At 63.5% G+C, this 20,920-nt stretch carries 19 protein-coding genes and 1 pseudogene; 7 read left to right on the top strand and 13 right to left on the bottom strand.

The genetic code is table 11. From position 1 onward, the window contains the following. Positions 1 to 22: 22 nt before the first annotated feature. A complete protein-coding gene (locus AC0L3P_RS23225) occupies positions 23 to 994 on the bottom strand; it encodes a TRAP transporter substrate-binding protein (RefSeq protein ID WP_354057799.1) in 972 nt (323 codons plus the stop codon). Between the two features lie 324 nt (positions 995 to 1,318). Here AC0L3P_RS23225 and AC0L3P_RS23220 point away from each other — a divergent pair, with 324 nt between their 5' ends. Continuing rightward, positions 1,319 to 2,095, top strand: coding sequence for a cyclase family protein (locus AC0L3P_RS23220; protein ID WP_473305319.1), 777 nt, complete (start codon positions 1,319 to 1,321; stop codon positions 2,093 to 2,095). Here AC0L3P_RS23220 and AC0L3P_RS23215 read toward each other — a convergent pair. After that, positions 2,092 to 2,820, bottom strand: coding sequence for a Crp/Fnr family transcriptional regulator (locus AC0L3P_RS23215; protein WP_354100992.1), 729 nt, complete (start codon positions 2,818 to 2,820; stop codon positions 2,092 to 2,094). The two genes, AC0L3P_RS23220 and AC0L3P_RS23215, sit on opposite strands and share 4 nt — an antisense overlap. A 499-nt stretch (positions 2,821 to 3,319) precedes the next feature. Continuing rightward, positions 3,320 to 4,027, bottom strand: a pseudogene (locus AC0L3P_RS23210) (helix-turn-helix domain-containing protein); the annotation flags it as partial. Positions 4,028 to 4,175: 148 nt separating this feature from the next. Here AC0L3P_RS23210 and AC0L3P_RS23205 point away from each other — a divergent pair. Continuing rightward, on the top strand, positions 4,176 to 4,496 hold the full coding sequence (locus AC0L3P_RS23205; protein WP_473305315.1) for a c-type cytochrome: 321 nt from the start codon (positions 4,176 to 4,178) through the stop codon (positions 4,494 to 4,496). 6 nt (positions 4,497 to 4,502) lie between these two features. On the opposite strand, the gene AC0L3P_RS23200 is transcribed toward AC0L3P_RS23205, so the two are convergent. From AC0L3P_RS23200 to AC0L3P_RS23190, 3 genes are read right to left on the bottom strand one after another with little or no spacing between them, the layout of a single operon-like run. After that, positions 4,503 to 5,606, bottom strand: coding sequence for an ABC-type transport auxiliary lipoprotein family protein (locus tag AC0L3P_RS23200; protein ID WP_473305312.1), 1,104 nt, complete (start codon positions 5,604 to 5,606; stop codon positions 4,503 to 4,505). 3 nt (positions 5,607 to 5,609) lie between these two features. After that, positions 5,610 to 6,377, bottom strand: coding sequence for an ABC transporter ATP-binding protein (locus AC0L3P_RS23195; protein ID WP_473305309.1), 768 nt, complete (start codon positions 6,375 to 6,377; stop codon positions 5,610 to 5,612). A 2-nt stretch (positions 6,378 to 6,379) separates the two neighbouring features. Continuing rightward, a complete protein-coding gene (locus tag AC0L3P_RS23190; protein WP_473305307.1) occupies positions 6,380 to 7,516 on the bottom strand; it encodes an ABC transporter permease in 1,137 nt (378 codons plus the stop codon). Between the two features lie 176 nt (positions 7,517 to 7,692). Between AC0L3P_RS23190 and AC0L3P_RS23185 the strand changes: the two genes are divergently transcribed. Continuing rightward, on the top strand, positions 7,693 to 7,968 hold the full coding sequence (locus AC0L3P_RS23185; RefSeq protein WP_473305303.1) for a hypothetical protein: 276 nt from the start codon (positions 7,693 to 7,695) through the stop codon (positions 7,966 to 7,968). Next, positions 7,969 to 8,457, top strand: a complete 489-nt coding sequence (locus AC0L3P_RS23180; protein ID WP_473305301.1) for a phage holin family protein — start codon at positions 7,969 to 7,971, stop codon at positions 8,455 to 8,457. A gap of 9 nt (positions 8,458 to 8,466) precedes the next feature. Here AC0L3P_RS23180 and AC0L3P_RS23175 read toward each other — a convergent pair whose 3' ends face one another. Together AC0L3P_RS23175 and AC0L3P_RS23170 are read right to left on the bottom strand one after the other, a co-directional pair. Continuing rightward, positions 8,467 to 11,160, bottom strand: a complete 2,694-nt coding sequence (locus AC0L3P_RS23175; RefSeq protein ID WP_473305299.1) for a bifunctional acetate--CoA ligase family protein/GNAT family N-acetyltransferase — start codon at positions 11,158 to 11,160, stop codon at positions 8,467 to 8,469. A gap of 70 nt (positions 11,161 to 11,230) precedes the next feature. Continuing rightward, positions 11,231 to 12,061, bottom strand: a complete 831-nt coding sequence (locus AC0L3P_RS23170) for a universal stress protein (protein ID WP_473305296.1) — start codon at positions 12,059 to 12,061, stop codon at positions 11,231 to 11,233. A 194-nt stretch (positions 12,062 to 12,255) separates the two neighbouring features. Between AC0L3P_RS23170 and AC0L3P_RS23165 the strand changes: the two genes are divergently transcribed. Then, positions 12,256 to 13,782, top strand: a complete 1,527-nt coding sequence (locus AC0L3P_RS23165) for a bifunctional aminoglycoside phosphotransferase/ATP-binding protein (RefSeq protein ID WP_473305294.1) — start codon at positions 12,256 to 12,258, stop codon at positions 13,780 to 13,782. A gap of 12 nt (positions 13,783 to 13,794) precedes the next feature. Beyond that, a complete protein-coding gene (locus AC0L3P_RS23160) occupies positions 13,795 to 14,766 on the top strand; it encodes a CHAD domain-containing protein (RefSeq protein ID WP_473305291.1) in 972 nt (323 codons plus the stop codon). Here AC0L3P_RS23160 and AC0L3P_RS23155 read toward each other — a convergent pair. Together AC0L3P_RS23155 and AC0L3P_RS23150 are read right to left on the bottom strand one after the other, a co-directional pair. Continuing rightward, positions 14,763 to 16,613, bottom strand: coding sequence for a PHA/PHB synthase family protein (locus AC0L3P_RS23155; protein ID WP_473305288.1), 1,851 nt, complete (start codon positions 16,611 to 16,613; stop codon positions 14,763 to 14,765). The two genes, AC0L3P_RS23160 and AC0L3P_RS23155, sit on opposite strands and share 4 nt — an antisense overlap. Then, the gene (locus tag AC0L3P_RS23150; RefSeq protein ID WP_473305286.1) at positions 16,610 to 17,029 is read right to left on the bottom strand and encodes a hypothetical protein; all 420 of its coding nucleotides are present in this window, start codon (positions 17,027 to 17,029) and stop codon (positions 16,610 to 16,612) included. The genes AC0L3P_RS23155 and AC0L3P_RS23150 overlap by 4 nt, the downstream gene beginning before the upstream one ends. A 191-nt stretch (positions 17,030 to 17,220) precedes the next feature. On the opposite strand from AC0L3P_RS23150, the gene AC0L3P_RS23145 reads away from it, so the two are divergent. Beyond that, positions 17,221 to 17,949 (top strand): CBS domain-containing protein, encoded by a 729-nt coding sequence (locus tag AC0L3P_RS23145; protein ID WP_473305283.1) that lies wholly within the window; start codon positions 17,221 to 17,223, stop codon positions 17,947 to 17,949. Between the two features lie 45 nt (positions 17,950 to 17,994). Here AC0L3P_RS23145 and AC0L3P_RS23140 read toward each other — a convergent pair whose 3' ends face one another. The 3 genes from AC0L3P_RS23140 to AC0L3P_RS23130 form a co-directional block, all read right to left on the bottom strand. Beyond that, entirely contained in the window at positions 17,995 to 18,459 is a 465-nt protein-coding gene (locus tag AC0L3P_RS23140; protein ID WP_473305279.1) for a RidA family protein, read from the bottom strand. A 15-nt stretch (positions 18,460 to 18,474) separates the two neighbouring features. Continuing rightward, on the bottom strand, positions 18,475 to 20,166 hold the full coding sequence (locus AC0L3P_RS23135; RefSeq protein WP_473305274.1) for a benzoate-CoA ligase family protein: 1,692 nt from the start codon (positions 20,164 to 20,166) through the stop codon (positions 18,475 to 18,477). Positions 20,167 to 20,311: 145 nt separating this feature from the next. Next, complete coding sequence (locus AC0L3P_RS23130) at positions 20,312 to 20,830, bottom strand: MarR family winged helix-turn-helix transcriptional regulator (RefSeq protein ID WP_473305272.1); 519 nt, start codon at positions 20,828 to 20,830, stop codon at positions 20,312 to 20,314. Positions 20,831 to 20,920: the final 90 nt, after the last annotated feature.

The raw sequence follows: 20,920 nt of genomic DNA, 5'->3' as shown, positions 1-20,920 counted from the left end.
ACGCCGGACCGACGCAATGGTCTTACTTCGTGTCCTGGATACGCTTGACGAGGCCCTTCAGCTTCTCGTCACCTGCGAACTTGTCGTACACCGGCTTCATCGCGTCGACGAACTCCGCCTTGTTGGCGATCGTCACGACCTGAACGCCGGCCGCTTCGACGGTCTTGCGGGACGCCTGCTCACGCTCGTCCCAGAGCTTGCGCATGACCGGAACCGATTCCTTCGCCGCCTTGCGGACCATCGCCTGGTCCTCCTTGCTCAGCGTGTCCCAGACCGTCTTCGACATCACGAGAACTTCTGGCGCCAGGGAGTGTTCGGTGATGTTGTAGAACTTGGCGGCCTCGAAGTGGCGCGAGGACTCGTAAGACGGCCAGTTGTTCTCGGCAGCGTCCACCAGACCGGTCTTGAGAGCGGTATAGACCTCGCCATAGGGCATCGGCGTCGGATTGGCCCCGAGGCTCTGGATCATGCCGACCCACAGATCGGATTGCTGGACGCGAATCTTCAGACCCTTGAGGTCCGCGAGCGACTTGATCGGTGCCTTGACGGTGTAAATGGACCGGGCGCCGCTGTCATAATAGGCGAGGCCGACCAGACCGGCGGGCGCCATGGCCGCCAGGATCTCGTCGCCGATCGGCCCGTCAAGGACGGTGCGCATGTGCTGCGTGTCCCGGAAGATGAAGGGCAGGCACAACGCGATGGTTTCCGGCACGAAGTTGTTCAACGGCGATGCGTTGATCCGCATCATGTCGAGTGCGCCGATCTTGAGCTGCTCGATGGTGTCCTTCTCGGAGCCCAGGGCACCGTTGGGAAACACTTTCACTCCGAGCTTGCCGCCGCTCGCCGCGGCGAGCTGCTTGCCCATGAACTTGACGGCCTCGACGGTCGGATAATCGGCGGGGTGGATGTCGGCGGAACGGAAATCGCGTGCGGTCGCCAAGGGGGCTGAGACCGCCAGCAGAGCGGCTGCGATGATGCCGGTGAGTATCTTCATCTGGGCTTCCTCCTGAGTTGATTATGTCGTTGGGCAGATGCTGCGGGCCGCCTTGGGTCGCTCCACTTCCGGTCTGAAGTCAAGCGCCATCGTCGTCCCTAGGGCGCGCGGCATTCTCTGTCCAAGCCAAATCCGGCATCGATCAATGCTAGAGTTGCATCGATGGATCAAACCGGGGTTTGGGCAGACAGCCGGCTCATCGTCCAGTTTTTCCGAAATCATCTGCCGTCTGGCACGGGAAGCGTTCATGCGCGTTGCTTGACGACGCCGGTGCGGCCCCCTCAAGATGCTGCGAAACGAAACGAACCATCCCGAGGAATGCCCATGCCGCGGAAGCTGATCGACATCTCCGTGCCGCTCAGAAACGACGTGACGGCGGATCCGCCGGGCAATCACCCGGCGATCCAGTACATCGATCACCAGCAGGGCCTGCCGCGGATGCTGCGGTTCTTCGACGGCCTCACGGCACAGGACCTGCCGGACGGCCAGGGCTGGGCCGTCGAGCAGGTCTCGCTGTCGACCCATAACGGCACGCATCTCGATGCGCCCTGGCACTTCCATCCAACCATGAATCGCGGCGAACGGTCATGGACGATCGACGAAGTGCCGCTGGAATGGTGCTTTCAGCCCGGCGTGAAGCTCGACTTCCGGCATCTCCCCGATGGCTATGTCGCGAGCGCGGACGACGTCGAGAAGGAGTTGAGGCGGATCGGGCATGCGCTGTCGCCGCTGGAGATCGTCGTCGTCAACACCGGCGCCGGCGCCAAGTTCGGCCAAGCCGACTATGTCAACTCAGGCTGCGGCATGGGCTATGAGGCCACCATGTATCTGCTCGAACGCGGCGTGCGGCTGACCGGCACCGACGGCTGGAGCTGGGACGCGCCGTTCGTCCACACCGCGAAGAAATATGCCGAAACGAAAGATGCCGGCCTGATCTGGGAGGGCCACAAGGCGGGGCGGCACATCGGCTATTGCCATCTCGAGAAGCTGCACAATCTCGACCAGCTGCCTTCGACCGGATTCACCGTCTCGTGCTTTCCAGTGAAAATCGAGCGGGCCTCCGCGGGCTGGACCCGCGCCGTCGCGATCATCGACGGCTAGCTGTCGAGCCCGCTCTCGGCGAGTTCGCGCAAGGCATCAATGTCGAGCACGACAATGGCGCCGTGCTCGAGACGAACCCAGTTGCGGCCCGCCCAGGCGCGCAATTGCTTGTTGATGCTCTCGCGTGTCATCCCCACCATCTCGCTGATCTCCTGCTGCGTGATGACAAGCGTGCCGCTGCCGGAGTCGAACTTGCGCTCTTCGGTGAGGCCGAGCAGTGCGCTGGCGAGCCGGCCCGGCAGATTTTGCAGGATCACCTGCTCGACCTGCTGGCTGGTCCAGCGCAGGCGCGCGCAGAGCAGCTCGATGAATTTCATTGCGAGCGCCGGCTGGCTCTTCACGAACGGCAGGAAGTCCCGGCGATCGATGATGTAGAGCTCGCAAGTGGTGTTGGCGGTCGCATCGGCCGACCTGGGGGCGCCGTCGAGCACCGCGATTTCGCCGAATATCTCTCCAGGACCGATCAGATTGAGAATGGCGTTGCGGCCGTCAGGCGACGAAGAGGAAATCTTCACCGTCCCTGTGATCACCGCGAACAGATTGTTGCCGGGATCGCCCTTGGCGGCGATCGTCGCGCCGCGCTTCACCGTGGTGTGCTTGGCGTAACGGCAGAGCTGATCCAGCGCCTCCGGCTCCAGATCCGCAAAGATCGGGTGCTTGCGCAGGACCGATAATTTATTCCCCGCCGCTTGTCGGGGGTCGTCGCCGGTCTTGTCCTGAGGCACGCCACTGGGCTCCTAAGACTGCGAGGCACTGGGGTCCCTGCGTAGTCAGTGTAGCCCAGTTTTTCAACCGGAAAGCATGCGCCCCCATTTGAGGCAAACGCGGCGAAAATGCCGCGGTCAGGCGCGAAGCCGGCAGCCGAAGGATGAGCCAATGCGTCCCAGTCGATGCAGAGTTGCAAGCGCCGCAAGCCGCCTTGCGTTGAGGCGCTGCCAACCATCCCGAACTCGCACGGCATAGCCCGCGCCGCGGGTGCCGCAAAATGCGACCGTGATCTCAGGAGCTTCGAGGCTTGACGTTCGGCTCGGGCCGGCTTGCGCTGGTCTGCCGGTCTGCCCAGACCAGTGCCCCGGCGAATGTGACAAAGATTACCACGACTATGATGCTCATAAGCAACGCGTCAGCCGGCATGATGGCCTCCCCTGTGGTTTCAGGCATTATTTGGGGCACGCGGCCGAATGCATTGATCCCGATCAAAATTGAGCCGCGCTGCGTCGGAATGGCTGCGGCCAAGGCCTCGACCTTCGCCGGATCGAGCAGGCTGATCCCGCCATGAATGATCTCGATCACGCCGTGGCGCTCCAGCTTGGTAAAGTTGCGGCTGACGGTCTCGATGGTCAGGCCGAGGTAGTCGGCGATGTCCTGGCGGCTCATTGGAAGCGGAACCGTGTCCGACGGCCCCTTCAGCGAGACCAGCCGCTCGCGCCAGCCGAGCAGAAAGGCAGCAACCTTTTCGTCCGCCGAACGGCGGCCGAGCAGGACCATGTGGTCCCGGGCCTGGTTCAGCTCGCGAATTGCCAGTTCGTTGATCCGCCTGAGGAGGTGCAGCCGGTCCTCGATGAAACGGCCGAAAGGTGCCTTAGCGAACTGGCATACGGTCACCGCGCCGATCGCATCGGCCGAAAAATTGTGCCTGCCCGAAACATTCATCCCCAGGAAATCGCCGGGCAAGGCAAAGCCCACGATCTGCCGGCGGCCGTCGGTCAGCAGCTTGTACAGCCGCATGACGCCCTCGACGAGATTGTAGAACGAGGTCGTGATGTCCTCCTCGGAGAAGACAGTCTCGCCTGAGGAAAAATGGACGCGCCGACCGAGATGCTCGAATTCCCGAAGCTCGATCGCATCCAACGACGAACAAACCGCCGATGCGCGGACGGCGCAATCGCTGCAGAGCTGCCAGTTCGGCTCAATCGTGACTACGGGCTTCATCGACCGCTCCAAGCGCCGGCTGCCCATCAGGCCCATTCCGCCGCGCGGCTGCATTTTACTGCACTGCGCCAAAGCCGGTTGACCCAGATCAATTTTGGAGGGAATCCCCGCCCTATTCTTCTCCCAGACTTAAACGGGGTCACTTTAAATGCTGCAAGGAACGCTGCGTCACGGGTTGATCGGGTTGCTTCTGATGACGCCGCCTGCCCTGGCGGCCCCGACCGCCGAACAACGCGGCAAGGCCTTCGCGCGAGCCAATTGCGCGCGCTGCCACGCGATCGACCGAGCGTCGAACAGTCCGCTCAAGGTCGCACCGCCGCTGCGGGCCCTGCACCAGCGTTATCCCATCGAGAGCCTTGGGGAGGCGCTGGCCGAGGGCATCAACACCGGCCACGCCGACATGCCGGCCTTCGAGCTCAGTCCGGACCAGATCCACGATCTGCTGTCCTACCTCAAGACCCTGGAATAGCCGGCGTCACACCGCCTGCACCGTCCAGCCGATCAGCTCCTTCGCGATGCGCGTGAAGGCCGTATCGAACGCTGCGACCGCTAGGGCCCGCTCGACCTTGTCGAGCTTTTCGCTGGTCTCGACAAGACGCGAGGCAATCACCTTGCCGTTCTTGTCGACGATCCGTGCCGACAGTCCGATCTCGACCCGTGTCTCCCCCTCCGTGGCAATGCGGAAGCGCCTGATGTCGATCAGCAGCTGATAGTCCGCCTGCCCGAGATCGGCCGTGCGCAATGGCGCGTGGGCGATGTCGTAATTCTCGAAACTGTCGATCAACCGCGCCTGCACCAGCTTGGGAATGCTGTCGGCCCAGAGGAAGTCCGCAAAGCCCGGATTATCGCCGCCGGGCGCGAACAGCATGCGCTGGGTCTGGAGCATGGCGACCGCTGTTGGCTCGGGAATGGCCAGTGACGCCGAGAGCGTCTTGCCGGCCGGACCGAGGTTCTGCGGCGTGCGCAGGTCATAGGTGACTTTCTGCGCCGGCGTTCCGCCACCGGTCATCTTCTCCAGGCCCGCCAGAATGCCGTCAATCTTGCCGGTGTTGCGCGCAAGTCCCTCCGAGAAGGTCTTGAGATTGGCGACGGTGTCCTTTAGCGGGCCCGAATTGTCCTCCAGCACGGTGTCGACCCGCCGCAATGCATCACGCGCGGCCTGCGTCATGCTCTGGCCCGCACCCGCCTCGGCAATCAAGGTCGGGGGCTCGCCGGATTTGGTGACCATGACGCCCCCCTCCAGCGTCACCACCGGCACCCCGGTCAGCCCCTGGAAATCGAGCCCGACCCTGCTGTCGGCGCGCACCGGCGTGGTTGAAGCAACCGATATCGTCGCATTGACGAAGCGCGGATTGTCCGGCGCAAGCCCGAGCTGGGTGACCTCGCCGACGCGGATGCCGTTGAACAGCACGCCGGCGCCGACCAGAAGACCGGGCACCGGGCCCTGGAATTGCACGTGATAGCTCGTGCGCGGCCCGATGCCGCCGGTGTTGTTCAGCCAATAGACGAAGCCGAACACCGCGAGGATCGCCGCAAGGACGAAACTGCCGATCAGCACGTAGGGAGCGCGGGTTTCCATGTCTCATCTCATCTCGTGTTGCAGCATCTGCGAGCGCTTGCCATGGAAATAGGCGCGCACCCAGGGATGCTCGGATTGCAGCAGTTCGCGCATCGGACCGATCGCCACGATCTTGCCGTCGGCGAGAGCAGCGACACGGTCGCAGACCGTGGTCAGGCTCGCCAGATCATGGGTGACCATGAACACGGTGAGGCCGAGGGTCTTTTGCAGTGTCCCGATCAGCGCATCGAAATCACCCGCCGCGATCGGATCGAGGCCTGAGGTCGGCTCGTCCAGGAAGAGGATCGGCGGATCGAGCGCGAGCGCGCGCGCCAGCGCGACGCGCTTGGTCATGCCGCCGGATAGCTCCGCCGGATATTTATCGGCATCCTGCGCCCGCAGCCCGACCATTTCGAGCTTGGCGATCGCGATCTCGTCCATCAGCTCCTGCGACAGGACGAGATTTTCACGGAGCGGAAACTGGATGTTCTGCCGGACCGTCAGCGAGGAGAACAGCGCGCCCTGCTGGAACAGAATGCCCCATGTCGTGGCCGCGCCTTCGGTGCGGCCACCGATTGGCCGTCCCGTGACCTCGATGCTCCCGCCTTGGCGCGGGATGAGGCCGATGATGGTTCGCATCAGGACCGACTTGCCGCCGCCGGACGCCCCCACGAGTCCGAGGATCTCACCGCGGCGCACGTCGAGCGACAGATGATCGAGCACGGTCTGCCGGCCGAAGCCGACCACGAGGTCGCGAACGCGGATCGCGAACTGCTCTTGCGATTCGCTCATGATCACATTCCGATCGAGGCGAAGAAGATCGCGAACAGGCCGTCGAGCACGATCACCAGGAAGATCGACTTGACCACCGACGTCGTGGTCTGTCGACCCAGCGACTCGGCGCTGCCCTTCACGCGCAAGCCCTCGCTGCAAGCGACTACTCCGATCACCAGCGCCATGAACGGCGCCTTCAGGATGCCCACCTCGAAATGGGCGACCGAGATCGCCTCATGCAGCCGCGCGATGTAGATCGCCGGCGCCATGCCGCCGTAAAACTGCGCGACCAGGCCGCCGCCATAGAGTGCGGCGATCGACCCGATGAAAGCAAGGATCGGCAGCGCAATGACCAGGGCCACAACCCGCGGCAGGATCAGGACGTGGACGGGATCGAGGCCCATGGTCGAGAGCGCATCGATCTCCTCGCGCATCTTCATCGAGCCGAGCTCGGCGGTGTAGGCGCTTCCCGAGCGGCCGGCGACCATGATGGCGACGATCAGCACGCCGAGCTCGCGCAACACCAGGATGCCGACCATGTCGACGGTGTAGGATTCCGCGCCGAACCTGCGGAAATGGAAAAATCCCTGCTGGGCGATGATGGCGCCGATCAGGAAGGTGATCAGCACGACGATGGGGATGGCCTGCCAGCCGATGCGGTAGAGCTGATAGATCAGCGATGTCAGCCGCAGCGAGCGCGGCCGGCGCAGCACGCCAATCACGGCCATGAACAACGCGCCCAGCATTTGAAGAAAGATCGTGACGTCTTCGCGCGCGCCGACCGTGGACTTGCCGAGATCGTTCAGTCTGAGCAGGACAGGGTTGGGTGCAGGCGTCGGCGCTGGCGTGTGGCGGTTGACCTGACGCACCTCGTCCATCAGGCCACTGAAATGGTCGGCGACACCGATAAACTCGGCCGATTGACCGGATGATGAGGCCCTGCGCGACAGCTTTTCCAGGACCCAGGCGCCGAGCGTGTCGAGCGCGCTGACGCCTGACATGTCCAGCGTCACGGTTCTGGATCGATCGACATCCGCCCCGACCGACCGGGACAACGTCTCCAGCATCGACACGTTCGCGGCAATCCACGGCCCTTCCGGGCACAATTTCAGCTCTTCGCCGGAGGGCGTTGCCAGCAACAGCGGTTCGGAGTTCACGCTTCCACCTCATCGGGACAACCGGGTCCCCATTCAGCCGGTCATTCTAGGCCAGCATGTGGCAGCCGGTTTGACCTGTCTCAAGACCACGGCGCGTCTGCCTCCTTGACGCAAATCAAGCGCGCTCGCGCCGGCGGGTCCTAGGTTTGATTCCATTCGACGGGGAAATCAGATCCATGTTCGACAGCGACAGGATGAGCGAAGAACTGCGCACGCTGAAGGTTGACGTCACACGCTTGCTGAGCACGGCCGGCGAGGAGATGTTCGACAGTTCGAAAGCCCGCGCGGAGGCTCTTGCCGATCAGATCAAGGCCGCGCTCGCCGAACTCGGCGAGACCGTTGACGCGGACCAGGAGCAGCTTCAGGGCCTCGTTGCGGACCGCCCGATCACATCACTTGCTTCGGCTTTCGCGCTCGGCGTGGTCGTCGGCTTCATGCTGCGGAGGCACTAGGTGAACACGGAAAATGTCGTCAAGCATTTGCGTGTGCTCTGGCGTACCGACAGGATTATCGCGGACATCAGGCTGCGCCACCTGCTGATCGGCCTCGGCTTGCGCGCCTTTGCGGCGCTGATCGCCGCGTTCGGGCTGCTGATGCTGGAGCTGTCCGCCTATTTCGCACTGGTGCAGATCTGGAGTGCCATTGGCGCGGCGGCCATCCTCGGCGCCGTCAATTTTGCCATCGCAGCAATTCTCTTCGTGATTGCCGGCCGGCCGCCTTCGGGTCGCGACATCGAACTCGCCAACGAGATTCACGGCGCATCCATCGAAGCTCTTCAGCTCGAGGCACGCACATTCCAGGCCCAGGTGTCGGGCGCCGTGCACCATCCGCTCAGCACGATGTTGCCCGTGCTGGTGCCGCTGATTGCGGTTCTGATCAAGACTTTGCGGAGAACGGCCAAGGAGTCCCCTGCCGCAAATCCGGCTGAAGCGCGCTCCTGACGGGCGCGCTCAAAGCTTCAGCCTGACGTCGCAAAGATCCGGCTCGGCCGGATCCGGCTTCACCTCGAAGCCGAGCTGCCGGCACATTTCGAGCATCGTGGTGTTCTCCCTGAGAACATCACCTGAGATCGCTTTGAGACCCTCCGATCTCGCGTAATCGATGATCAACTGCATTAGTGCCCATCCCAGTCCCTTGCCTTTGAGATCGGACCGCAGCAGGATCGCATATTCGCCGCTCTCGTAGATCGAGTCCGAATGGAGTCGGACCACGCCAACCATCTCACCGGTCGCCTCGTCGAATGCGATAAATGCCATCGCCCGCGCGTAGTCGAGTTGGGTCAGGCGCGCGATGAACTCGTGGGTGAACTCCTTCATCGGCGCGAAGAAGCGCAGACGAAGGTCGTGCGACGTGACATGCTTCAGGAATGCGTGGATGGTCGGCTCGTCCTCCGGACGCAGAGGCCGCGCGAAGATCCGCCAGCCCTCCTTGAGCTTGAGGTGGCGCTCCCATTGCGACGGATAGGCCCGAACGGCGAAGTTGGCGGCGCCGGAGCCGGCAAACTTCCGTTGCGGCGGCCCGACCGCGACGCGAGCATCGACCGCGGTCACGCCGGTTTCGTCCGCGAGCAGCGGATTGATGTCGAATTCGCGGATCTCGGGAATGTCGGCGGCCATCTGCGCCAGCTTGACCAGAACCATGGCGACGGCGTCGGGCTTCACCGCCGGCACGTCCCGGTAAGCGCGAAGCAGTCGTGACACGCGCGTGCGGTCGATCAGGTCGCGGGCCAGTTGCAGATCGAGCGGCGGTAGCGCAAGCGCCTTGTCGTTGATGATCTCGACCGCGGTCCCGCCGCGGCCGAACACGACGACGGTGCCGAAGGTCGGATCGTCGGCGAGGCCCAGGATCAGCTCGCGCGCCTTCGCCTTGACAACCATCGCCTGCACGATGACGCCCTCAATGCGGGCTTGCGGACGCAGCTTCCTCGCGCGGGCGAGAATATCGGTGGCGGCGGCGCGTACCGCCTCGACCGTCGTCAAATTGAGCACGACGCCACCGACATCGGATTTATGGACGATATCGCGCGACATGATCTTCAGCACGACGGTGGCACCTTGCGCAAAGATGTCTTTCGCGTAGGCGACCGCCTGCTCGACATCGGCCGCGGCGTATGTGGGCACCATCGCGATATCGTACGCTTCGAGCAGGTGCTTGATCTCGACGGGTTCGAGCCACTGGCGGCCGTCTGCGATGGCCGCAGCTACGATCTGCTTCGCGGCACGTGCGTCTGGCACGAAAGTATCGGGCATCGCGGGTGGAACCTGGCTCAGTTCCTCCACCACTTCGCGGTGCCGGACCAGGTGCATGAAACCGCGCACGGCGTCATCCTCGGTCGGATAGTTCGGGATGCCCGCGCCAGAGAGTGCCTGAACGATGTTCTGATCGGCTCCGACCCAGGCGGCCAGCACGGGCTTCGCCCATCGGCGGTGCTGCTCGCGGTACTTGCCGACGAGCTCCGTCACGGCCGTGGCGATGTCGGCAGCCGAGGCGATCGCGGTCTGCACGTTGAGGACGAGGACCGCGTCGTTGTCGGGATCGGCGAGCAGCACCTCGAGCGCCGCCGCGTAGCGCGCCGCATCGGCGTCGCCCACGATGTCGACGGGATTTGCGCCGGACCAGGTCGGCGGCAGCACGTCATCGAGTTTCTTGCGAGCGTCCGCCGAGATGGTGGCCGGAATGCCGCCGAGCTCGACCAGGCGGTCAATAGCGAGGACACCGATGCCGCCGCCATTGGTCAGGATGGCGAGGCGCTTTCCTGCCGGCGACTCGACGCGGCCGAGCGTCTCGGCGCAATCGAACAGCTCGCGCAGATCGGAGACCCGCAGGACGCCCGCGCGGCGGAACGCCGCGTCATAGACGGCGTCGGCGCCCGCGAGTGCACCGGTATGGGTGGCGGCCGCCTTCGCGCCCTGCGCCATTCGGCCGGACTTCACCACGACCACCGGCTTCACCCGCGCCGCGGCGCGCGCGGCCGACATGAACTTGCGCGCGTCCTTGATGGCTTCGATGTAGAGCAGGATCGCGCGGGTCTTGTGATCCATCGCGAAATAATCGAGCAGATCGGCAATATCGACGTCGATTTGATCGCCGATCGAGACGATGCCGGAGAAGCCGACGCCGCGCTGTGCGGCCCAATCGACCATGCCGGCCGCGATCGCGCCCGATTGCGAGATCAGCGCGAGATTCCCCGGCCCCGGCATGTGCGCGGCAAAACTCGCATTCAGGCTCACGCCGGGCATCATGATGCCCAAGCAATTCGGCCCGATCAGCCGCATCCCGTATTTGCGGGCCGCAGCGATGGCGGCCTCGTGGAGGGACCCCGGTCCGTGACCGAGCCCGGCCGAGACGATCAGGGCGCCCGCCGAGCCGCGTCGCCCGGCTTGATCGACAATGCCGGGAACCGCGCGCGCCGGCGCGGTGATGACCACGAGCTCCGGCACGAACGACAACTTGTCGAGGCTGTCCACGGCCGCGACGCCGCCGATCTCGGCATGGCGCGGATTGACGAGGCCGAACTGTCCCGTGAATCCAGCCTTGCGGATGTTCTCGAGAACGGCGCGTCCAACGGAGACCGGGCGGGCGCTCGCACCGACGAGCGCGACCGAACGCGGCGACAGCAGGTTCTTCAGACGATAGGTTGACATGAAAACAAATGCGCCCGGTCGGTGGCGGTTCCGATGGTTGACGATCAAGCCCGATAAACTGGCGACCCGCCTAGTAGGAGATCATAACCCAGCACGGTGGCTCGCCAATGACGGTCTTTGTCACACCGCCCCAAACAATCTCGTTCAGGCGCGAATGATGGTAGGCGCCCATCACGATCGCATCGATGGCATGGGAATTCGCCCAGCTTCCGAGCACCTTGCCAATCGAGCTGCCGCCGCCCGCCACGGTTTCGAACGAGGCGTAGACCCCGTGTTCCCTCAAGTGATCGACCAGAGCCGTCCCGGATTGCACGATCGCGTCGGACTTGTCGTCCGCCACGGTCACCACGCGGACTAGGGCTGCTGCCTGAAGGATAGGCAGCGCGTCGCCGACCGCACGCGCCGCACGCGCGGAGTGATCCCAGGCTATCATGATGTTCTCGAATTCCGGGCGCAGTTCGTCCAGATGCGGCTCCGGGCAGAGCAGCACGGGCCGTCCGGATTCGAACAGGAGCGTCTCGATGATGTGCTCGGTTCGGCTGTCGTGCGGCTTCACGGGGACCAGGGTGAGATCGCTGAAGCGCCCGTGTTCGGCCAGGACTGACGCGATCTGCTCTGCCGGCACCTTGGCCGACCGGCTTTGAGCGCGGATGCCGGTGCGGGAGGTTGCACGGGTGAACGCATCCAGGAGATGCTGACTGTCGCCCGCCCTTAGCGAGCCGTTTGCCTCGGCCGTATCGGGGAGCATCACCTTCGGCCGCACGAAAACATCCTCCTCGAGTGCAAGCGCGGTGATCCTGGCGCCGAGGTCGGCGGCAACGGCCACGCATTTCTCGATCGCAGCAAGGGCCGGGCCGCGCGGCTGACCGACGAGCGGTAGAAAGACGTCCTTGATGGCCATCGGGATTCTCCTCAGGCACCAAAATAGGCCGGCTCGGGTCCGGACGCTTGATCCTCGTCAAGCCCCGGGAACTCCGACCGGTCTGAGGGAGACAGCCGTTGACCGAAGTCAAGGACTGGCCGCGATCTGCTTCTATGGATTACCCTGATCGCGGGGCGAGCCGCCTTCCGACGCATCTGGACGTACCTGCTGGAATGACAGACGATTCTGCGACCCAGGACCGGATCTTTGCGGCACTCACCGCGGATCATCCAAACGTAAGGCGTATCGATACGCACGCAGCTTCGGTCTTTCTCGAAAGCAGGCGCGCGCTGAAAATCAAGCGCGCCGTGCAATTTCCGTTCCTCGATTATTCGACGCTCGAGAGGCGCAAGGCGGCGTGCGAAGAGGAGATCAGGATCAACCGGCCGCTGGCGCCACAGATCTATCACCGCGTTGTGGCGATCACGGAAGAAGCCGATGGAACACTGAAGGTCGACGGAAGCGGCCGGCCGATCGAGTATGCAGTCGAGATGTCGCGCTTCGACGAAAGCCGGACGTTGGATCATCTGGCCAAGGCCGGAGCGCTGGATGACACTTTTGCCTCGGCTGTCGCCGACGCGATCGTGGCTTCGCATGCGCAGGCTGTTCACGCCGAGAGCAACGCATGGGTTTCCTCCATCCCCGGCCTGATCGATGGCAACAGCAATGGCCTGCGGACCGACAATCATTTCGAAGCCGAAGAGATCGCAGAACTCGGCAGAGACTCGCACGCAATGTTCCTCCGCCTCCGGCCTTTGCTCGAAGAGCGCGGCCGTCAAGGCTTCGTGCGCCGCTGCCATGGGGACCTGCATCTTGCGAACATCGTCTCGATCGATGAACAGCCGGTGCTGTTCGACGCCATCGAGTTCGACCCCCAGATGGCAACCACCGACGTGCTCTACGATCTCGCATTCGGATTGATGGACCTGTTGCACCACGATCAGCCACGCGCGGCCAATATCGTGCTGAACCGCTATCTCGACGCGACTCCGGCCGAAAATCTCGACGCGCTCTCCGCACTGCCGCTATTCATGTCCATCCGGGCGGCGATCCGCTCCCAGGTCGCGCTGGCACGGCTGAAGTCGCCGCATCCCCATGATACGGGCATTCTCGACGGTGCACGGCGCTATTTTGGCCTCGCCCGCGCCCTGATCCAGCCGCCCGCTCCGCGGCTGATTGCAGTCGGCGGATTATCAGGTACCGGAAAGACGATTTTGGCACGCGCGCTCGCGCCGAGCGTTACGCCGCAGCCGGGGGCCGTCGTGCTGCGCAGCGACCTCGTCCGCAAGCAGATGTTAGGGGTCGAGGACACGGACCGGCTGCCGGCATCCGCGTACACGCCGGAGGTCACGGCCCGCGTTTACGACATGTTGGCTCAGCACGCCGGGCGGGTGCTGGCGCAAGGCCATTCCGCGATCATCGACGGCGTGTTCGCCCGTGAGGACGAACGAGACGCGGTCGCCGCACTGGCGCGCGAGCGCAACGTGCCGCTGAGCGGCCTATTTCTGGTTGCGGATCTCGCGACCCGGCAGGCGCGGATCGGCGGCCGCCGGGGCGACGCATCCGACGCCACGCAAGAGGTTGCCGCGCTGCAAGAGCACTATAATATCGGCCATGTCGGTTGGGCGACCATCGATGCATCCGGGACGCAAGAGCAGACGCTCCAGAACTGCCGGGACGCGATCGCCGAGAGCAAGTAAGGCAATCCGCAAATGGCGCGACCCAGCACGAATTCGACGGCCGCGCGCGTCAAGCCTGCGGCGAGGCGCAATGCCCTGCCCGGCCGCCTCAGCCCCGGCATGGCCTGCGACACGGCCTTCCGGATCATCGCCCGCCGTCACCTCGACGCCGTTCTTGCCCAGCATGACGGCACCTGCCGCGGCGATCCCGAGGCGCTGCACCAGATCCGGATTGCACTGACGCATCTGCGCACCGCCATCCGCTTCTTCTCACCGACGGTCGATGACGCCGTACGGCCGGAGGTCTGGACCGAGCTGAAATGGCTGAACAGCCAGCTCGGCATGGTACGGGACCTCGACGTTGCAATCGAGCGGGTCATCGCCGAGAGTGGCGGCGAGTTGACCGTGATTGCCGAACTCCAGCACTGGGACGAGAAGCGCACCGAGAGCCACCGCTTGCTGGCGCGCGCGCTGCAATCCTCGCGATATCGCCGGCTCGTCGAACAGACGTCAGCCTGGATCGAGAGCGGCCCGTGGTCGACCCGGCGCAGCAAGGAAGCGATCAGGCTACGCCGCTGCACGCTCGCCGACCACGCAACAGCGAAACTCACGGAATGGCAAAAGACGTTGCTCAAGAAAGCACGAAAGCTCCGCAAGCTTGACGTCGAGAAACGGCACAAGCTGCGGCTTCTCAACAAGCGGCTGACCTATTCGATCGAGTCGCTGGAGGACCTGTTCGCCGACGATTCGCTGACCAAGCAGAAGTCGATCCTCAAGCTATTGCGCAAGGCGCAAAAGTCCCTCGGGCAATTGAACGACGATGCGCGAGGGCAAACGCTGGCGGCGTCATTGAACGAGGCCATCCCCGAGGCGGGCATTCGCTTCCTCAACCGCAAGCGCGAAAAGAAACTGTTGCGGACCGCCTCGAACGCCTACCGGAAACTGGACAAGGCCAAGCCGTTCCGCTCCGCCGACCTTGCGCCGAATGCGGAACCTGAAGATTAGGTGTGGACGTAGTCTCCCGGCGCGTCGGGCAGGCTGTTGACGTTCCCAAACCCCATCCGTGGCGGCTCACCGAGTTCACCAGAGCGGGCAGTCAGCCATCTGGACCATTCTTGCCACCACGACCCCTTCGCATGCGGGGCCAGTTTCAGCCATTCGTCGCTGTCGACGTAGGGCGCATCCTCCGCCTTGGTCATGACCTGGTAGCTTTGCCCGGGCTCCTCGGGAGGCGCGACGATGCCGGCGTTGTGACCTCCGCTCGTCAACAGGAAGGTCACATCGGCATCGACCTGATAGTGAATCTTGTAGACGGATGGCCACGGCGCCACGTGATCCCTTACCGTGCCGACGACAAACATAGGCGTGTGGATGTCTGAGAGTGATATGCTCTTGCCGTCGACGTGGTAGCGACCTTCAGCCAGGTCATTGCTGAGGAACAGCTTGCGCAGATATTCAGAATGCATGCGATAGGGCAAGCGCGTGGCGTCGGCATTCCAGGTCATCAAGTCGCTCGGCGGTGCCCGCTCCCCCATCAGATAATTGTGCGAGAGCCGCGACCAGATCAGATCGTTCGAGCGCAGCAGCTGAAAAGCGCCGGCCATCTGCGTCGTATCGAGATATCCCCGCTCCCACATCATGTCTTCCAGAAACGAGACCTGACTCTCGTTGATGAAAAGCGTCAGCTCGCCCGCTTCGGTGAAATCCGTCTGCGCAGCAAGCATCGTGATTGTCTTCAGCCGATTGTCGCCGTCGCGTGCCATCGCGGCGGCCGCGATCGACAACAAGGTGCCACCAAGGCAGTAGCCAAGCGCATGAACTTTCCGGCGCGGCAAGATGCAGGCGATCGCATCCAGCGCAGCAAGGACGCCCGATGTGCGATAGTCATCAAACGCCACGTCGCGATCGGTCGCGTTCGGATTGCGCCAGGATATCGCAAATACGGTGAAGCCCTCGCCGGTCAGATATTTGACGAGCGAGTTCCGCGACGACAGGTCGAGGATGTAGTATTTCATGATCCATGCCGGCACGATCAGGATCGGCTCGGGCCGCACCGTTTCAGTGGTGGGATGATACTGGATCAGCTCGATCAACTCGTTCCGATAGACGACCTTGCCGGGCGAAATCGCGACGGCTTTGCCGACAACGAATTGTTCGTCGCCTGCCGGCTCCCTCGTAGGCAGCATGCGCATCAAGTCCCTGCACCAGTTCTGCCACCCGAGTACGAAATTCTCTCCCCCGCTCTGGAAGGCCTTCTGAAGGACCTCGGGGTTTGTGGCCGCGAAATTCGATGGCGCAAGCATGTCGAGCATCTGGCGTCCCGAGAACTCGACGATTGCTTCATTCGTGGGGGCGACGCCACGCACACCCGTCGCAGCATCGTGCCACCACCGTTCTCCGAGGAGAAACGATTGTGCCAAGAGGTTGAAAGGCGGGCTTTGCCACAATGGCGCTGCGAAGCGGCGGTCCTTCGCTTGTGGCTTGATCACCGACCAGGGGTTTTGGCCTGGTGCAGCGGCATGCGCGAGGGCGTCGAAATACCGGCTGGTGTCCCCTACGATGTCGCGCGCCCTCTCCAGTTGGCGCTGCGGTGCTGCTGCAAGATGCGAACTCCAATCGAGATAGGCGAGCGACAGCGCTAACGGCGAAATCCCACCGGTGAATCGCGCCAACATCGCATGGAAGGCCCGATCGAGCGGGTATGGTTCGGGCACGGGCGGCGCATCGGCAGCCGGAAGATGCTGCTGGACGATCGCGGCCGGCGTTGCGGAACCCTTTACCAGATCGACGGGCGGCTCGGACGTCAGTTGCCCTCCGGCCAGCAGGAGGTTCGACGCCTGCGTGACGTTCATGGCTGAATATTCTTATTGGCTTCTGATTTTCCGTCAGCGACAGCGCTGGTCAGCCGCGACCGCTCATTGAGCATGCCGAAGATGGCTGCCGCGACCCGCTCGCCATGCCGAAAATACCGATCGCAGTCGCGACGAATGAAGTCGAGCTGATGCTGACTGCATTCGCGGTACATGGTCGTCCAATCCTTCACGGAGTGAGAGCCGGCCAGTTTCGACGCGAACTCCGCAAATAAATGCGTTTCGGTTTGCGTTCGATCCAGGAATTCGTTGGTCATGAACACGACCTCTTCGAATATGAGCCCCTGCGCACCAAATGCGGTATCCAGCGCACGCTGGTTCGCGCTGGCCAGCCCTGCAATTGGATTGGAGGGCAATGGTTCGGCCGCAGGCTCTTGCAACTGGACGAGCTCACTCACGATCAGCCTCCTGGATCACCCACAAGGGGGTTTCTCCATCAGGGTACAGCCAGCCGGGCCGGGAACGTTGAGCTGCATCAAGTCGAACCAGCCATCGCAGTCGACTTTCCTCGATTGACCTGCGTCAAATCAAGTCGCGATGCCGAGATTAAGCTCAACTTCAGACGTCATCACAATCAGCGGAGTCCGCCATGCGCGCCCATCAGATCATGACCCGGTCGGTCATCTCGGTCACCCCAGACACTGGCATCGTCGAGGCGGCAAACATCATGCTGAAGCGGCATGTCAGCGGTCTCACCGTCGTCGACGATGCCGGCAAGCTGGTCGGCGTGGTCTCGGAAGGCGACTTCATCCGCCGCAGCGAAATCGGCACGGGACGCAAGCGCGGGCGCTGGCTGCGGTTCATTCTAGGATCCGGCAAATCGGCCGGCGACTTCGTCCACGAGCACGGCCGCAAGGTGTCGGAGGTGATGACCCCCTCGCCGGTGACCATCAGCGAGGTTACGGCGCTTTCCGAGATCGTCGATCTCATGGAACGGAACAATGTGAAGCGTCTGCCGGTGATCCGCGGCGACAAGATCGTCGGCATCGTGTCGCGAGCGAACCTGCTCCAGGCGGTGGCGGACCTCGCCCGAGACGTACCCGATCCGACCGCCGACGACGATCACATTCGCAACCGCATCATCGATACCATGGAGAAGAACGACTGGTGCCCGTTCGGGCTGAACGTCATCGTCCGCGACGGCATCGTTCATCTCAGCGGCGTCATCACCGAGGAGCGCGCGCGACAGGCCGCAGTCGTCGCCGCGGAGAATGTCAACGGCGTGAAGAAGGTGCATGACCATCTCTGCTGGGTCGACACCATGTCAGGAATATATCTGAACTCGCCCGAGGACGATGACCTCGCCAAGGCAAGCTGACAAGGCAAGCTGACCAAGGCAAGCTGAGCACGCACCGGCCGCAGTTCAGCGCGGGATGACGGCGGTGGCTTCGATTTCGACGCGCGCCGCCTTCTCGACGAGGCGGACGACCTGAACCAGCGCCATCGCCGGATAGTGCGCACCGAAGATGGCGCGGTAGGCCTTGCCGAGCTCTTTCAGGTTCGTCAGGTACTCGTCCATGTCGACGACGTACCAGGTCAGGCGCACCAAATGCTCGGGCTGCGCACCGGCTTCCGCGAGGATCGCGGCGATGTTGCCTAGGGTTTGGCGCACCTGCGCGACGAAACCCTCCGCGAGACGCTCCTCGGCATCCCAGCCGATGACGCCGCCAGTGACGACGATGCGTCCCTCGGCCGCCATGCCATTGGCATAGCCTTTCGGCACCGGCCAACCGGACGGCTGGAGCACCTGCGCCCTGGAGTGGGTTTCATCCTCGGCTGCTGTCGGCAGCACCGCGAGGTGCGGGCCTTTCGGCGGCGTCACGGACAATTCTCTATCCTTCTCTCATTCCGCCGCGACGCCGGAGGACGCCACCGCGGTCTGCGCCAGTTGCCGCAGGGCAAAGCGCTTTAGTTTGCCAGTCTCGGTCTTCGGTAGTTGCGTCACGAACTCGATCGCGCGCGGATATTTGTATGGCGCGATCTCGCGTTTGACATGCTCCTGCAACGCGGCCACGAGCTCGGCATCAGGCGTTACACCCGGCGCGGCAATGACATAGGCCTTCACGATCATGCCGCGCGCCTCGTCCGGCGCGCCGACGACCCCGCACTCGACGACGGAGGGATGCGTGAGCAGCGCCGCCTCGACGTCCGTGCCTGCGATGTTGTAGCCGGCCGACACGATCATGTCGTCCGAGCGCGACTGGTACCAGAAATAGCCCTCGCTATCCATCAGATAGGTGTCGCCCGTGATGTTCCAGCCATTCTGGACGTATTTGCGCTGCCGCTCGTCGGCGAGATAGCGGCATCCGGTCGGCCCGCGTATCGCGAGCCGTCCCATCGTGCCCGGCGGCAAATCATTGCCGGAATCGTCGACGATCTTCGCTTCATACCCCGGCACCGGCTTGCCCGTCGCACCGGGACGGATCTCGTCCTCGGTCGCGCTGATGAAGATGTGCAGCAGTTCAGTCGAGCCGATGCCGTCCATCAGCTTGATGCCGGTCGCCTTCAGCCAGGCATCGAATGTCGGCTTGGGCAGGGTCTCGCCGGCGGACACGCATTTGCGAAGCGAGGAAATATCGCGGCCCGGTAGCTTGCCAATCATCGCCCGGTACGCGGTCGGCGCGGTGAAACAGACTGTGGTCTTGTACTGCTCGATCGCATTCAGAATGTCGTCGGGCGCCGTCTTCTCCAGCACGACGAAGGAGGCGCCGATGTGCATCGGAAACAGCACGCCGCCGAAGCCAAACGTGAAGGCGAGCGGTGCAGAGCCGACGAAGCGATCCTTCTGCTCCGCGCGCAGGATGTTGCGCGCATAACCATCGCAGACCGCCAGCATGTCACGATGGAAATGCATGGTGCCCTTGGGATCGCCGGTCGTGCCCGACGTGAACGCGATCAGGCAGACGTCATCGGAGGCGGTATCGACGGCTTTGAACTCCGGACTTGCATCCCCCATCAGCGCCTCGAGCGAGTCACCGGCGCCGTTGCCCCAATAGACCACGCGCTTGAGACCGGGGGCTGCGGCTTTCGCCTTCTCCATCTCGTCGGCGAGCTTGCCATCGCAGAGCGCGAGTGTGATCTCCGCCTTCTGGATCGGATAGGACAGCTCCTTGGCGCGCAAGAGCGGCATGGTCGCCACGACAATGCCGCCGGCCTTGATCACCGCCAGATAGGTCGCGACCATCATCGGATTGTTGGCCGAGCGTAGCAGCACGCGCCCGCCGGTGACGAGACCAAGCTTGCCGACCAGCACATTGGCGATGCGGTTCACCAGCGTTTGCAACTCACGATAGGTGTAGCTGACGGCGGGGCTGATCACGCAGGGAGCGTCGCCGTGTTCCTGCTCGACCCAGCGGTCGAGGAAATAGCTGACGCAGTTCAGGCGGGGCGGATACTGCAGTTCAGGTCGTGTGAAGATGAATTCCGGCCACAACTCTCGCGGCGGAAGATGCTGCCGCGCGAATGTATCGACATGGGCGGACGCGGCACTGTCGTCACGCGAGCCCGAAACTTGAACCTTGGCGGCGTTGGCCATCGCACGCTCCTTTCAGCATGGAAAGCACCCGGCAGCACTAACTCGGAAACATTTTAGGCTTAAAGCAATTTCGCGCAATAGCGGATTTTGGGCATCCCGTGCTTTTTCCGGCGGCAAACGGGATGGTGAGTGCCTCGGCCGCAGCCTAGGCCCGGCGGCGACCGGCCGATTTCTGCGCCGATGCCTTGGTCTTGGCCAGCAGCCGCATCAATTCGCGCACATCCTTCGGCGTCAGATCGGCGAAGAGATCGGCGATCCAGGTTTCGTGTTCCGCGGCCATTCTGCGAAACTCGGCGCGACCGAGTTTCGTCAGCCGGATCACCTGGACGCGGCGGTCCGTCTCCGACGTGCGGCGGTCGAGATGACCGGATTCCACGAGGCGCTCGACGAGGCCGGTGACATTGCCGTTCGAGACCATCATGCGCTTGGAGACGTCGGACAGCGTCATGCCATCGGGCGCCTTGTCGAGCTGCGCCATCAGGTCGAAACGGGGCAATGTGACGTCGAAGCGTTGCCGCAACCGGCCACGGACCTCACCCTCGATCAGGGTCGTGCAGGTCAGGAGGCGCAGCCACAGCCGAAGCTCTTCGGCGTGATCCTCCGGAGTTTCGACGGCCTTGGTCTCGGAATCGAGCATGTTGATGCAGTCACTCACGGCCGACATTGGCGCCCGGCAGGGATTCCCAACGTTTTGAGCTTCAAATAAATCGAAGCCGGCTGCAAGCCTAAAGCCGCAACAATCAACCGCACGCCG

This window comes from Bradyrhizobium sp. WSM4874 (assembly GCF_055811835.1).
The sequence above is the reverse complement of the archived record's forward strand: the minus strand, read 5'-3'. Positions and strand labels throughout refer to the sequence as shown.